General features: G+C 51.7%; 10 protein-coding genes and 1 pseudogene. 2 read left to right on the forward strand and 9 right to left on the reverse strand.

Annotated elements, in window-relative coordinates:
* The first annotated feature begins 213 nt into the window (after positions 1 to 213).
* Both NNO02_RS20410 and NNO02_RS20415 read left to right on the forward strand, forming a co-directional pair.
* Positions 214 to 519: a PTS sugar transporter subunit IIB gene (locus tag NNO02_RS20410; protein ID WP_271450395.1), complete on the forward strand. Its 306-nt coding sequence runs from the start codon at positions 214 to 216 to the stop codon at positions 517 to 519.
* A 4-nt stretch (positions 520 to 523) separates the two neighbouring features.
* Positions 524 to 841: a PTS lactose/cellobiose transporter subunit IIA gene (locus tag NNO02_RS20415; protein ID WP_137383233.1), complete on the forward strand. Its 318-nt coding sequence runs from the start codon at positions 524 to 526 to the stop codon at positions 839 to 841.
* A 109-nt stretch (positions 842 to 950) separates the two neighbouring features.
* Here the strand turns inward: NNO02_RS20415 and rpoC are convergent, their stop codons facing one another.
* The 9 genes and pseudogenes from rpoC to tuf all read right to left on the reverse strand — a co-directional run.
* Positions 951 to 5174, reverse strand: a complete 4224-nt coding sequence (gene rpoC / locus NNO02_RS20420; RefSeq protein WP_005132891.1) for a DNA-directed RNA polymerase subunit beta' — start codon at positions 5172 to 5174, stop codon at positions 951 to 953.
* A 76-nt stretch (positions 5175 to 5250) separates the two neighbouring features.
* Complete coding sequence (rpoB, locus tag NNO02_RS20425) at positions 5251 to 9279, reverse strand: DNA-directed RNA polymerase subunit beta (protein WP_199948064.1); 4029 nt, start codon at positions 9277 to 9279, stop codon at positions 5251 to 5253.
* A 320-nt stretch (positions 9280 to 9599) separates the two neighbouring features.
* Positions 9600 to 9965, reverse strand: coding sequence for a 50S ribosomal protein L7/L12 (rplL, locus tag NNO02_RS20430; RefSeq protein WP_003033114.1), 366 nt, complete (start codon positions 9963 to 9965; stop codon positions 9600 to 9602).
* A gap of 66 nt (positions 9966 to 10031) precedes the next feature.
* A complete protein-coding gene (gene rplJ / locus NNO02_RS20435) occupies positions 10032 to 10529 on the reverse strand; it encodes a 50S ribosomal protein L10 (RefSeq protein WP_001207203.1) in 498 nt (165 codons plus the stop codon).
* Between the two features lie 417 nt (positions 10530 to 10946).
* Positions 10947 to 11654, reverse strand: coding sequence for a 50S ribosomal protein L1 (gene rplA, locus NNO02_RS20440; protein WP_198907431.1), 708 nt, complete (start codon positions 11652 to 11654; stop codon positions 10947 to 10949).
* Positions 11655 to 11657: 3 nt separating this feature from the next.
* Positions 11658 to 12086, reverse strand: coding sequence for a 50S ribosomal protein L11 (gene rplK, locus NNO02_RS20445; protein ID WP_003033122.1), 429 nt, complete (start codon positions 12084 to 12086; stop codon positions 11658 to 11660).
* A gap of 155 nt (positions 12087 to 12241) precedes the next feature.
* Positions 12242 to 12787, reverse strand: a complete 546-nt coding sequence (gene nusG / locus NNO02_RS20450) for a transcription termination/antitermination protein NusG (RefSeq protein ID WP_003033125.1) — start codon at positions 12785 to 12787, stop codon at positions 12242 to 12244.
* 1 nt (position 12788) lies between these two features.
* Positions 12789 to 13172: a preprotein translocase subunit SecE gene (gene secE, locus NNO02_RS20455; protein WP_271455591.1), complete on the reverse strand. Its 384-nt coding sequence runs from the start codon at positions 13170 to 13172 to the stop codon at positions 12789 to 12791.
* Between the two features lie 228 nt (positions 13173 to 13400).
* A pseudogene (gene tuf, locus NNO02_RS20460) lies at positions 13401 to 13678 on the reverse strand (elongation factor Tu); the annotation flags it as partial.

Genomic DNA, 13678 nt, shown 5'->3' on the forward strand with positions numbered 1-13678 from the left:
CTTTATTGACAGTAATTATTAATATCTACACCTGAACACTATGGGAAAAACTGCTTTTTGGGTCAGACCAGGCCGGCCAGAGCCCCGCTTGTAACCGGTTTCAGAAAAAATGGTATTTCTTTGTGATGCCAGACACACAATCGTCGCAAAGCGGTTGTTGCTGTTGCCCGCACGAGATAATTATCAATAAATACCCGTTGATCGAGACTCACTATGAAAAACATCGTTTTATGCTGTGCCGCTGGGATGTCCACCAGCATGCTGGTGCAAAGGATGAAAGATGCCGCCCAGAAAAAAGGCGTCGATGTGGCTATCAAAGCAGTCCCGGTGGCTGAATTTGAAGAAAATATCGCCACTGCAGATATTGTTTTACTCGGTCCGCAGGTTAAGTATGAACAGGCCAAACTTCAGGCGCTTGCCGACCCGCTAGGCAAAAAGGTCGCCGTTATCGATATGATGGATTACGGCATGATGAAAGGTGATGCCGTACTGGATAAAGCACTGAAGTTACTGGAGTAATGGCATGGAAGAGTTAGAAACAATCATCATGGAATTACTCGTGAATGCGGGTGCTGCCCGCAGCCAGGCCCTCACAGCGCTGCAACTGGCGCGTAAAGGTGATTTCACGGGTGCAGAACAAGCGATGACGGAATCACGCGAGTTCGTTAAACAAGCGCATAAAATTCAGACCCAACTTATCGGTATAGACGAAGGTACGGGAAAGTTACCGGTCAATCTCATCACCGTCCATTCGCAGGACCATTTGATGAACGCGATGGTGATTCAGGATCTGGCGGGCGACATGATTGAACTTTATCGGCGCTTACCGCCGGTAAATTAATGGTGCTACCGAATGGCTTCTTAGGCCTGATAAGCGCAGCGCCGCCAGGCATAAACATAGATATAAAAAAACCCGCCGAAGCGGGTTTTTTTATTAGGGTCAACAACGATTAATCGTTATCAGAACCGCCCAGACCTGCGTTCAACAGCTCTGCCAGGCTGGCAGAAGCATCTTCAGCAGTGACCTGCGGTGCAGCTGGCAGTTCGCCTGCTGCGCGGCGGCGCATACGATCCTGGTGGTACGCATAACCGGTACCAGCCGGGATCAGACGACCCACGATGACGTTCTCTTTCAGACCGCGCAGTTCATCACGTTTACCTGCAACAGCGGCTTCGGTCAGGACACGCGTGGTTTCCTGGAACGATGCTGCAGAGATGAAGGACTCGGTTGCCAGAGACGCTTTGGTAATACCCAGCAGATCGCGGGAGAATGTTGCACCCACTTTGCCGTTCGCTTCCAGCTCGCGGTTAGCGATCTTGACGCGAGAGTATTCAACCTGCTCGCCTTCGAGGAAGTCGGAGCTACCCGCATTTTCGATGGTGGCTTTACGCAGCATCTGACGAACGATAACTTCGATGTGTTTATCGTTAATCTTAACACCCTGCAGACGGTATACGTCCTGAACTTCGTTAACGATGTAACGAGTTACAGCATGCACACCACGCAGACGCAGGATATCGTGCGGCGCTTCCGGACCGTCGGAAACTACGTCACCACGTTCTACACGTTCACCTTCGAACACGTTGAGCTGACGCCATTTCGGAATCATCTCTTCGTACGGTTCGCTGCCATCTACCGGAGTGATAACCAGACGACGTTTCCCTTTGGTTTCTTTACCGAAGGAAATGATGCCGCTGATTTCTGCCAGGATAGCCGGCTCTTTCGGACGACGGGCTTCGAACAGATCCGCGACGCGAGGCAGACCACCGGTGATATCCTTGGTACCGCCGGATTCCTGCGGAACACGCGCCAGGGTGTCACCAGAACTGATCTGTACGCCATCTTCCAGCTGAACAATCGCTTTACCCGGCAGGAAGTACTGAGCAGGCATATCGGTGCCTGGGATCAGAACGTCGTTGCCCTGAGCATCAACAATTTTCAGTGCCGGACGCAGGTCTTTACCACCCGCAGTACGCTCTGCAGAATCCAGAACCACCAGCGAAGACAGACCGGTCAACTCGTCGGTCTGACGAGTAATGGTCTGGCCGTCGATCATGTCAGTGAAGCGGACGAAACCACTCACTTCGGTGATAACCGGCATGGTATGCGGATCCCAGTTTGCTACGGTTTCGCCGCCAGCAACCTGTTCGCCATCACCTTTCGCCATAACAGAGCCGTAAGGCACTTTATAGCTTTCTTTGGTACGGCCGAATTCGTCGATCAGTTTCAGTTCGGTGTTACGTGAGGTGATAACCAGTTTACCGCTGGAGTTCACAACCGACTTCGCATTGCTCAGACGGATGCTACCTTTGTTTTTCACCTGGATGCTGGATTCAGCAGCCGCACGAGATGCCGCACCACCGATGTGGAACGTACGCATTGTCAGCTGTGTACCCGGTTCACCGATGGACTGTGCCGCGATAACACCGATTGCTTCACCTTTGTTGATGATGTGGCCACGCGCCAGGTCACGACCGTAGCAGTGCGCACATACACCAAAGTCGGTGTCACAGGATACAACGGAACGTACCTTGACGGAGTCAACGGAGTTCTCTTCCAGCAGGTCACACCACTGTTCGTGCAGCAGCGTATTGCGAGGAACCAGAATATCCGCCGTACCCGGCTTCAGAACGTCTTCAGCAGTCACACGACCCAGAACGCGATCGCGCAGCGGCTCTTTAACGTCACCACCCTCGATAACCGGGGTCATGGTGATGCCTTCCAGCGTGCCACAATCGTCTTCAGTAACGACCAGATCCTGCGCGACGTCAACCAGACGACGAGTCAGATAACCGGAGTTCGCTGTTTTCAGTGCGGTATCCGCCAGACCTTTACGCGCACCGTGAGTAGAGATGAAGTACTGGAGTACGTTCAGACCTTCACGGAAGTTCGCGGTGATTGGCGTTTCGATGATGGAGCCATCTGGCTTCGCCATCAGACCACGCATACCTGCCAGCTGACGAATCTGTGCTGCAGAACCACGCGCACCGGAGTCGGCCATCATGTAGATGCTGTTGAAGGAAACCTGCTGCTCTTCTACGCCGTCACGGTTAATAACGGTTTCAGTTTGCAGGTTATCCATCATCGCTTTGGATACACGATCGTTCGCCGCAGCCCAGATATCGATAACTTTGTTATAGCGTTCGCCCGCGGTTACCAGACCAGACTGGAACTGCTCCTGGATCTCAGCAACTTCAGCTTCTGCTTCAGAGATGATCTCATGTTTCTTCTCTGGGATGACCATGTCATCAATACCAACAGATGCACCTGAACGCGCTGCATAAGCAAAGCCGGTGTACATTGTCTGGTCAGCGAAGATAACGGTCGGCTTCAGGCCCAGAATGCGGTAACAGGTGTTCAGCATTTTGGAGATAGCTTTCTTGCCCAGCGCCTGGTTGACGATGGAGAAAGGCAGACCTTTCGGTACGATCATCCACAGAATGGCACGGCCAACGGTCGTGTCTTTCAGGCTGGTTTTCGCAACGAATTCGCCGTTTTCATCTTTTTCGTATTCGGTGATACGCACTTTAACGCGCGCATGCAGAGAGGCCAGACCTGCGCGATAAATACGCTCAGCTTCTTTCGGGCCAGTCAGCACCATGCCTTCGCCTTTGGCGTTAACACAGTCACGGGTCATGTAGTACAGACCCAATACAACGTCCTGAGACGGAACGATGATTGGTTCGCCGTTCGCCGGGGACAGGATGTTGTTGGTAGACATCATCAGCGCACGCGCTTCGAGCTGGGCTTCCAGCGTCAGCGGTACGTGAACAGCCATCTGGTCACCATCGAAGTCGGCGTTATATGCCGCACAAACCAGCGGGTGCAGCTGGATAGCTTTACCTTCGATCAGTACCGGTTCAAATGCCTGGATACCCAGACGGTGCAGTGTTGGTGCACGGTTCAGCAGTACCGGGTGTTCGCGGATAACTTCGTCCAGGATATCCCAAACGACAGCTTCTTCACGCTCAACCATTTTCTTAGCGGCTTTGATGGTGGTGGCGAGGCCACGCAGTTCCAGTTTGCCGTAGATGAACGGTTTGAACAGTTCCAGTGCCATTTTCTTCGGCAGACCGCACTGATGCAGACGCAGGTATGGACCTACGGTGATTACAGAACGACCGGAGTAGTCAACACGCTTACCGAGCAGGTTCTGACGGAAACGACCCTGCTTACCTTTGATCATATCGGCCAAAGATTTCAGAGGACGTTTGTTAGAACCGGTGATCGCACGACCGCGACGACCGTTATCCAGCAGGGCGTCGACCGCTTCCTGCAGCATACGTTTTTCGTTGCGTACGATGATGTCCGGCGCAGCCAGATCCAGCAGACGTTTCAGACGGTTGTTACGGTTGATCACGCGACGATACAGATCGTTCAGATCTGAGGTTGCGAAACGACCACCATCCAGCGGAACCAGCGGACGCAGATCTGGCGGCAGAACCGGCAGAACGGTCAGGATCATCCACTCTGGCTTGTTGCCAGACTGTACGAATGCTTCCAGCAGTTTGATACGCTTGGTCAGCTTCTTACGCTTGGTTTCGGAGTTGGTTTCGTTCAGCTCTTCGCGCAGAGTTTCACACTCTTGCTCCAGATCCATGCTCTTCAGCAGGGCCTGGATGGCTTCCGCACCCATCTTCGCGTCGAATTCGTCACCGAACTCTTCCAGCGCGTCCAGATACTGCTCTTCAGTCAGGATCTGTTGACGTTCCAGGTTAGTCATACCGCCTTCGATAACAACATAAGATTCGAAGTACAGTACGCGTTCGATATCGCGCAGTGGCATATCGAGCAGCAGACCGATACGGGACGGCAGAGATTTCAGGAACCAGATGTGAGCAGTCGGAGACGCCAGCTCGATGTGGCCCATACGCTCACGGCGTACTTTAGTCTGGGTCACTTCAACGCCGCACTTCTCACAGATCACACCACGGTGTTTCAGGCGCTTGTACTTACCGCACAGGCACTCATAGTCTTTTACCGGCCCAAAGATACGGGCGCAGAAAAGGCCGTCACGCTCAGGTTTGAACGTACGGTAGTTAATGGTTTCCGGCTTCTTAACTTCACCGAAAGACCATGAACGGATCATGTCTGGCGAGGCCAGCGCAATTTTGATCGCATCAAACTCTTCGGTTTTAGTCTGCGCTTTCAGAAACTTTAATAAATCTTTCACGGATTTGCTCCCGTCGGAGTTAGCACAATCTGGCGCTGGCGGTTAAGCCAGCACCAGTGACCTGTTTGATCGAGAGTTACTCGTCTTCCAGCTCGATGTTGATACCCAGCGAACGAATCTCTTTCAACAGTACGTTGAAGGATTCTGGCATGCCTGGTTCCATCTGATGGTTGCCGTCCACGATGTTCTTATACATCTTAGTACGACCGTTCACGTCATCAGACTTAACGGTGAGCATTTCCTGCAGGGTGTATGCTGCGCCATATGCTTCAAGCGCCCACACTTCCATCTCCCCGAAGCGCTGACCACCGAACTGCGCCTTACCACCCAGCGGCTGCTGAGTAACCAGGCTGTAAGAACCGGTAGAACGCGCATGCATCTTGTCATCAACCAGGTGGTTCAGTTTCAGCATGTACATGTAGCCAACGGTAACCTGGCGCTCGAACTGCTCACCGGTACGACCGTCGAACAGTGTGATCTGACCGGAAGTCGGCAGGCCACCCAGCTGTAACAGTTCCTTGATTTCAGACTCTTTCGCACCGTCGAACACCGGCGTTGCGATCGGCATACCTTTTTTCAGGTTTTCAGCCAGACGCAGAACTTCTTCATCGCTGAAGGTATTCAGGTCAACTTTCTGACGAACATCTGAACCCAGATCGTAAGCACGCTGGATGAATTCGCGCAGTTTCGCGACTTCCTGCTGCTGTTTCAGCATGGCGTTGATCTTATCGCCGATACCTTTCGCAGCCATACCCAGGTGGGTTTCAAGGATCTGACCGATGTTCATACGCGATGGTACGCCCAGCGGGTTCAGTACGATGTCTACCGGCGTACCGTTAGCATCATGTGGCATATCTTCGATCGGGTTGATCTTAGAAATTACACCCTTGTTACCGTGACGACCTGCCATTTTATCACCAGGCTGGATCCGACGTTTAACCGCCAGATAAACCTTAACAATCTTCAGCACGCCCGGTGCCAGATCGTCGCCCTGTGTGATTTTACGGCGTTTCGCTTCGAGTTTTTTCTCGAACTCGTGTTTCAGTTCGTCGTACTGCTCAGCCAGCTGTTCCAGCTGATTTTGTTTCTCTTCGTCGGTCAGGCCGAGTTCCAGCCAGCGATCGCGTGGCAGTTTGTCGAGCTTCTCAGCTTCAACACCACCGGCAACCAGCACAGCATAGATACGGCTGAACAGGCCAGCTTCGAGGATCTGCAGTTCTTCAGACAGGTCTTTCTTAGCCTGCTTCAGCTGCATTTCTTCGATTTCCAGCGCACGTTTGTCTTTTTCTACGCCATCGCGAGTAAAGACCTGAACGTCGATAATCGTACCGGAAACACCGTTTGGCACGCGCAGAGAAGAGTCTTTAACGTCAGACGCTTTCTCACCGAAGATTGCACGCAGCAGCTTCTCTTCTGGCGTCAGTTGGGTTTCACCTTTCGGCGTTACCTTACCAACCAGAATGTCGCCACCGGTGACTTCCGCACCAATGTAAACGATACCGGATTCATCCAGTTTGGAGAGTGCAGCTTCACCCACGTTCGGGATGTCAGCGGTGATCTCTTCCGGCCCCAGCTTGGTGTCACGGGACACACAGGCCAGTTCCTGAATGTGGATGGTGGTGAAACGGTCTTCCTGGACAACACGCTCGGATACGAGGATGGAGTCTTCGAAGTTGTAACCGTTCCATGGCATGAATGCCACGCGCATATTCTGACCCAGTGCCAGTTCACCGAGGTCGGTGGACGGACCGTCAGCCAGCACATCACCACGTTCAACCGGTTCGCCCAGAGACACACATGGCATCTGGTTGATACAGGTGTTCTGGTTAGAACGGGTATATTTGGTCAGGTTATAAATGTCGATACCTGCTTCGCCCGGGTACATCTCGTCTTCGTTAACTTTGATAACGATACGGGAAGCATCCACGTACTGAACAGTACCGCCACGCTTAGCAACTGCAGTAACACCGGAGTCAACGGCAACAGCACGTTCCATACCGGTACCAACCAGCGGCTTATCAGCACGCAGAGTCGGAACCGCCTGACGTTGCATGTTCGCACCCATCAATGCACGGTTGGCGTCATCGTGTTCCAGGAACGGGATCAGGGACGCACCGACGGAAACCACCTGCTGGGTGGATACGTCCATGTAGTCAACCTGGTCGCGGCTGAACAAGCTGGATTCGCCTTTGCTACGGCAGGTAACCAGATCTTCTACAAAGTGGCCTTCGTCATCCAGGTTGGAGTTCGCCTGAGCGATAACGTAGTTGCCTTCTTCAATAGCAGACAGGTAATGAATTTCGTCAGTTACAACACCGTCGGTTACTTTACGATACGGAGTCTCAAGGAAGCCGTATTCGTTAGTCTGTGCATACACGGACAGGGAGTTGATCAGACCGATGTTCGGACCTTCAGGCGTTTCGATTGGACATACGCGACCGTAGTGAGTCGGGTGTACGTCTCGAACTTCGAAGCCTGCGCGTTCACGGGTCAGACCGCCTGGGCCGAGTGCGGAGATACGACGTTTGTGCGTAATCTCAGACAGCGGGTTGTTCTGGTCCATAAACTGAGACAGCTGGCTGGAACCGAAGAACTCTTTCACTGCTGCAGAAATCGGCTTGGCGTTGATCATATCCTGAGGCATCAGGGTATCCAGATCGCCCAGAGACAGACGCTCTTTCACCGCACGCTCAACACGTACCAGGCCAACGCGGAATTGGTTTTCCGCCATTTCGCCTACGGAACGGATGCGACGGTTGCCAAGGTGGTCGATATCATCGACTTCGCCTTTACCGTTACGGATATCGATGAGCTTCTTCATCACTTCAATGATGTCGTCTTTGCTCAGGATACCGGAACCTTCGATTTCGTCGCGCAGCAGAGAACGGTTGAACTTCATACGACCAACCGCAGACAGGTCATAGCGGTCTTCGGAGAAGAACAGGTTCTCGAACAGGCTTTCAGCAGCTTCGCGTGTCGGCGGCTCACCAGGACGCATCATACGGTAGATTTCTACCAGTGCGCTCAGACGATCGTTGGTTGGGTCGACACGTACAGTTTCAGAAATGTACGGACCGTGGTCCAGATCGTTAGTGAACAGCGTTTCGATACGCTTGTGACCAGACTGGCTCAGCTTAGCCAGCAGATCCAGGCTCAGCTCCATGTTAGCTGCGCAGATCAGCTCGCCAGTGGATTCGTCAACGTAGTCTTTAGCCGCAACTTTACCCGCAATGTACTCAACCGGAACTTCGATATGCTTGATATCGTCTTTTTCCAGTTGGCGAATGTGGCGCGCAGTGATGCGACGACCTTTTTCGACGTAGACTTTGCCGTTAGCTTCAATGTCAAAGGATGCGGTTTCGCCACGCAGGCGTTCCGGCACCAGTTCCATCTGCAGCTTGTTGTCGCGAATTTCAAAGACAACTTTCTCAAAGAACAGATCCAGAATCTGCTCAGTGGTGTAGTTCAGTGCACGCAGAATAATGGTCGCTGGCAGTTTGCGGCGACGGTCAATACGTACGAACAGGTTGTCCTTCGGATCGAATTCGAAGTCCAGCCAGGAACCACGGTAAGGAATGATGCGCGCGTTATACAGCACTTTACCCGAAGAGTGGGTTTTACCTTTGTCGGAGTCAAAGAAGACGCCAGGACTACGGTGCAGCTGAGAAACGATAACACGCTCAGTACCATTGATTACAAAGGTACCGTTGTCAGTCATGAGCGGAATTTCGCCCATGTAGACTTCTTGTTCTTTAATGTCTTTTACGGTGCCTTCCGGCGCTTCGCGCTCGTAGATCACCAGACGCAGTTTTACGCGCAGCGGTGCGGAATAGGTCACGCCACGGATCTGACATTCCTGAACGTCAAACACCGGTTCGCCAAGGCGGTAGCTGACGTATTGCAGCTCGGAATTACCGCTGTAGCTCTGAATCGGGAAAACGGAACGGAAAGCTGCTTCCAGACCATACTGCCCTTCAGGATCTTGCTCGATGAACTTCTGAAACGAGTCAAGCTGGATAGAAAGGAGATAAGGTATGTCCAACACTTGTGGACGTTTACCAAAATCCTTACGAATACGTTTTTTCTCGGTATAGGAGTAAACCATTAGGGTTCCTCAGCTCGCTGACAAGTCGACCCATCTGTCCGACGAAGGGACAGTTTGTGCAACACTATTTTGTTGACCGGAAAATCGAATACTTTCCGCAATGCCTGTTGCTATCACGCTTAAACCATTTCATTGCGATTTACACAGAACTGGCGCTCTGTCGCAGTATATTAAGGCGTCGATAGAAACAAGCATTGAAAGGCACAGCAGTAGTCAAACAGTGTGAAATGCTACTGGCGCCTTACAGCGCAAAAAGGCTGGTGACTAAAAAGTCACCAGCCATCAGCCTAATTTCTTAGGCTGCAACCAGAAAAGTTGGCTTATTTAACTTCAACTTCAGCGCCAGCTTCTTCCAGAGATTTTTTCAGTGCTTCTGCGTCGTCTTTGCTGATGCCTTCTTTCAGGGCAGCCGGAGCAGATTCTACCAGGTCTTTAGCTTCTTTCAGACCCAGGCCAGTTGCGCCACGTACTGCTTTGATAACAGCAACTTTGTTAGCGCCAGCAGCTTTCAGAATTACGTCGAATTCAGTTTTTTCTTCAGCAGCTTCAGCCGGGCCAGCAGCTACAGCTACAGCAGCAGCAGCGGAAACACCGAATTTTTCTTCCATTGCAGAGATCAGTTCTACAACGTCCATTACGGACATAGCGGATACTGCTTCAATGATTTGATCTTTAGTGATAGACATTTAAATTGTTCCTGAAAATCAGAATAAGTTTATACGTAAGCAGATGCTTGAGAAAGATAACTGCGATTAAGCAGCTTCTTTCGCATCGCGTACAGCAGCCAGAGTACGAACCAGTTTGCCAGCCGAAGCTTCTTTCATGGTTGCCATCAGGCGTGCAATTGCTTCTTCGTAGGTCGGCAGAGTTGCCAGGCGATCGATTTGCGATGCCGGGATCAATTCACCTTCAAAGGCTGCGGCTTTGACCTCAAATTTTGCATTCGCTTTCGCGAACTCTTTGAACAGACGAGCAGCAGCGCCCGGGTGTTCCATAGAGTATGCAATCAGGGTCGGACCAACAAACGTGTCTTTCAGGCACTCGAACTGAGTACCTTCAACGACGCGGCGCAGCAGGGTGTTACGAACAACACGCATGTATACGCCAGCTTCACGACCTGCTTTACGCAGTTCAGTCATTTTATCTACAGTTACGCCACGGGAATCCGCAACTACTGCAGACAGCGCGCCTTTGGCTACTTCGCTGACTTCAGCAACAATCGCTTGTTTGTCTTGAAGATTTAAAGCCATTAGCTTTGCTCCTGGATGTTTGCCGGAACTCATGTTCCGGAACTCACTTCACTCTCCCCAACTGAGAGAGCGTCTAAATACGGTGAGCAGAAACAAGCCAGAGTATCAGAAATAATCTTAGCGTTCTGTCACCGTCTACGCAGGGCATTAAGTTTCTGACGAAACACCTGCGGTCTTCGACGGAGGCCTGGATAGGCCAGGCTCCAACGAACAAATCTTGTCTATGACTTCGTCCTTTGAACTGTAGTCGCGTTAGCTGCTCTCGCTCACACCGGTCATGTAGTTAACTACACTCCCGGCGATTCACTCAATTGCTGCCTTGCTACAATTCAGATGACTCACATAGAGTTCTGTTTATTTCAACAGAAACGTGGGGGTAAGATTGTAGACAAAATCACCGCCCACGTAAAGCTAATCTTAGACGTTCGCAGACGCGCTCAGACCAGCCTGATCAACGGCAACACCAGCACCCATGGTGGTGGAGATGCTAACTTTCTTGATGTACACGCCTTTAGCCTGAGTCGGTTTAGCTTTTTTCAGCGCAACCAGCAGAGCTTCCAGGTTTTCTTTCAGTTTGTCAGCGTCAAAATCCACTTTACCGATGGTAGTGTGAATGATGCCGTTTTTGTCGTTACGGTAACGAACCTGACCTGCTTTAGCGTTCTTAACGGCTTCAGCAACGTTCGGCGTTACAGTACCAACTTTCGGGTTTGGCATCAGGCCACGCGGACCCAGAACCTGGCCCAGCTGGCCAACAACGCGCATTGCATCCGGGGAAGCAATAACAACGTCAAAGTTCATTTCGCCTTTTTTGATCTGGTCAGCCAGATCTTCCATACCTACCAGCTCAGCGCCTGCAGCTTTAGCAGCTTCAGCGTTTGCGCCCTGGGTAAATACGGCTACGCGAACGGAACGGCCAGTACCGTGCGGCAGTACAGTTGCACCACGTACGTTCTGGTCAGATTTACGTGCGTCGATGCCGAGGTTAACGGCAACGTCTACGCTTTCTACGAATTTAGCAGTGGCCAGCTCTTTCAGCAGAGCGATAGCTTCGTTGATATCGTACTGTTTAGTAGCATCAACTTTGTCACGGATCACGGACATGCGCTTGGTCAGTTTAGCCATTTCTTAGTCCTCCACTACCAGGCCCATGGAACGTGCAGTACCTTCGATGGAGCGAGTCATCGCTTCAATGTCGGAACCAGTCATGTCGGCAGCTTTGGTCTGCGCGATTTCCTGCAGCTGAGCGCGGGAAATTTTACCCACTTTGTCTTTGTTCGGCTTACCGGAACCAGACTTGATACCAGCCGCTTTCTTCAGCAGTACTGCTGCCGGAGGCGTTTTGGTAACGAAAGTGAAAGAACGGTCAGCGTAAACGGTGATAACAACCGGAATCGGCAGACCTTTTTCCATGGAATCAGTTTTTGCGTTGAACGCTTTGCAGAATTCCATGATGTTCACGCCTTGTTGACCCAGTGCTGGACCTACCGGCGGGCTCGGGTTAGCCATACCAGCTGCAACCTGCAGCTTGACATAGGCTTGGACTTTCTTAGCCATTCTAAATTCCTCTAGTTGGGTTATAGCGCCTCAAGGAGGCTCCCCGTGATTAAATTCGTTTTACGGACAGAATCCATAAAAACAAAAGGCGCGAAATTGTATTCCAATCTCGCGCCTTGTGCAACGATTAAATCGTCGCTTTTTTGATCGACGTGTTAGGCTTTTTCAACCTGAGCGAAGTCCAGTTCAACTGGAGTCGCACGACCGAAGATAGACACGGAAACTTTCAGACGAGACTTCTCGTAATCCACTTCTTCAACCACACCGTTAAAGTCAGCGAACGGACCGTCGCTAACACGAACCATTTCACCTGGCTCAAACATCGTTTTCGGACGTGGCTTATCACCAACCTGCTGCAAGCGGTTCATGATCGCATCAACTTCTTTGTCGCTGATAGGTGCCGGACGGTCAGATGTACCGCCGATAAAGCCCATCACACGCGGCACGCTACGCACCAGGTGCCAGCTTGCATCATTCATTACCATCTGGACCAGTACATAGCCCGGGAAGAATTTACGCTCGCTTTTGCGACGCTGGCCGCCACGGATTTCGACCACTTCTTCGGTCGGTACCATGACTTCACCAAACAACTCTTCCATATTTTGTAACTTGATATACTCACGCAGCGAGGTCGCTACGCGGCCTTCAAAACCGGAAAACGCCTGAACGACGTACCAGCGCTTTTTAGGGGCTTCAGACATCTTAGAACCTCAGGCCAGTGATAAAGGATACCAGGCGAACCAGAATACCATCCAGTCCCCACAGGATCAGTGACATTACCGCAGTGACCGCAGCAACGATCAGCGTGGTGTGCAGCGTTTCCTGGCGAGTTGGCCAAATGACCTTACGGACTTCGGTTCTCGCTTCACGGGCAAAAGCAACGGTCGCTTTACCTTTTGCAGTCAACAGCGCGACACCACCCGCTGCGGCAATCAGAATCACTACGGCCAGCGCACGCAGCGGCAGCATCATGTCACGATAGAGGTAGTTGCCAACGATAGCTACAAGCAGCAATACAGCGACAACAACCCACTTCATCGCTTCCAGGCCGCGCCCGCTTCCTTGAGCTTCGGTATTCGCACTCATAAACCAACCTGTCAGAAGTATCTACAAACATTTTCACCCCGCGTAAGCGAGGCGATCCAAACCGAAATGCTCTGGTGCGTTTCGGACTAAACGCCCTCTTCAGAGCCTGTCTCAGCAATGATTATGACAAAAAAAATCACTGATGAGCCAGGTTCTGGTGTGAAAGCGTGCAAAAAGGGCATCAAATGATGCCCTTTTATTGCGCATTGCGTCAAATGTTATCGGCAATTAGCTCATTACTTTGGCAACAACGCCCGCGCCAACGGTACGGCCGCCTTCACGGATTGCGAAACGCAGACCGTCATCCATCGCGATTGGGTGGATCAGGGTAACAACCATTTTGATGTTGTCGCCCGGCATTACCATCTCTACGCCTTCCGGCAGTTCGATGGTACCCGTCACGTCAGTAGTACGGAAGTAGAACTGCGGACGGTAGCCTTTGAAGAACGGAGTATGACGGCCGCCTTCGTCTTTGGACAGAATGTACACTTCAGATTCGAACTTGG

Source organism: Citrobacter sp. Awk 2, assembly GCF_028069815.1.
GTDB lineage: Bacteria > Pseudomonadota > Gammaproteobacteria > Enterobacterales > Enterobacteriaceae > Citrobacter.